This window comes from Kitasatospora sp. NPDC057198, assembly GCF_042670125.1.
In the GTDB taxonomy this organism is placed as follows: Bacteria; Actinomycetota; Actinomycetes; order Streptomycetales; family Streptomycetaceae; genus Kitasatospora.
This window is the reverse complement of record NZ_JBHUWH010000854.1, coordinates 1-1,476: the sequence shown is the minus strand read 5'-3', so window position 1 is coordinate 1,476 and position 1,476 is coordinate 1. Positions and strand designations below refer to the sequence as shown.

1 protein-coding gene is annotated in these 1,476 nt (G+C 74.4%); it reads left to right on the top strand.

The window, feature by feature from the left end:
• The first annotated feature begins 128 nt into the window (after positions 1-128).
• Positions 129-1,436 carry a PLP-dependent aminotransferase family protein gene (locus ACFUEL_RS39645; RefSeq protein WP_380243073.1) on the top strand — a complete coding sequence of 436 codons (1,308 nt, stop codon included), beginning with the start codon at positions 129-131 and terminating at the stop codon, positions 1,434-1,436.
• Positions 1,437-1,476: the final 40 nt, after the last annotated feature.

Genomic DNA, 1,476 nt, shown 5'->3' with positions numbered 1-1,476 from the left:
GTCGAACTGCGCCGCTGGGACGGCATGCCGCACGGCTTCTTCGCGATGCCCGGCGTCCTCGACGACGGCCGCGCCGCCCAACTCTTCGCCGCCGAACGGCTGCTGGCCGCCTACCGGGAGGACGCGCGGTGAGCCGGGAGCTGCACCTCGCCGACCTGCACGGCTCGCTGGCCGACCCGCTGCTGGACGCGATGACCTTCCTCAACGAGGTCACCGGCCGCTACCCGGACGCCGTCTCCTTCGCCCCCGGTCGCCCGTACGAGGAGTTCTTCGACCCGGCGGACATCCCCGGGTACCTGGAGACCTACCTGCGCCACCTGCGCGAGGAACGGAAGCTGACGGAGCACCAGATCCGCCGGGAGGTGTTCCAGTACGGGCGCACCAAGGGCCTGATCGCCCCGCTGATCGCCGGGGCGCTGGCCGCCGACGAGGGCATCGACGCCGACCCGGAGGCGCTGGTGGTCACCGTCGGCGCCCAGGAGGGCATGCTGCTGGTGCTGCGCGCGCTGTGCGCGGGCCCGGACGACGTGCTGCTGGTCAGCTCGCCCTGCTACGTCGGCGTGACCGGCGCCGCCCGGCTGCTCGACCTGACCGTGCACCCCGTCCCGGAGGCCGGGCCGGACGGCGGCCTCGACCCCGGGGCGCTGGCCGCCGCCGTCCGCGAGCTGCGCGCCGCCGGGAAGTGCCCCCGGGCCTGCTACGTGGTGCCCGACTTCGCCAACCCGTCCGGCGCCAGCATGGACGAGGCGGCCCGCCGCCGGCTGCTGGCGGCGGCCGAGCAGAGCGGCGTCCTGCTGATCGAGGACAACCCGTACGGGTTCTTCGGCCGCACCGCCGCCGCCCGCCCCACCCTGAAGGCGCTGGACGGCGACCGCGGCAACGTGGTCTACCTCGGCTCCTTCGCCAAGACCTGCTTCCCCGGCGCCCGGGTCGGCTACCTGGTCGCCGACCAGCGGGTGCGCGCGCCCGACGGCCGCACCACGCTGCTCGCCGACGAGCTCGCCAAGCTCAAGAGCATGACCACGGTCAACACCTCGGCGCTCGCCCAGGCCGTCATCGGCGGCATGCTGCTGGCGGGCGGACTGCGCCTGCGGGCGGCCAACGAGCCCGCCCGGCGCTTCTACGCCCGCAACATGGACACCCTGCTGGCGGCGCTGGAGGCGGCCCTCGGAGGTGTTCCCGGCGTCTCCTGGAACCACCCCGACGGCGGGTTCTTCGCCGTCGTCACGGTGCCGTTCCGGGCCGACGCCCGCGCCCTGGACGACTGCGCCCGCAAGCACGGCGTGCTGTGGACGCCGATGGACGGCTTCCACCCCGGGGGCGGCGGGGAGCACCAACTGCGGCTCTCCTGCTCCTACCTGACGCCCGATCAGATCACCGACGGGGTACGGCGGTTGGCCGACTTCGTCAAGGAGCGTCTGCCGCAAGGAGGTTGAGCGCACGGCTGAGCGGGGCCCGACGGCAGGAGTGCCGGGC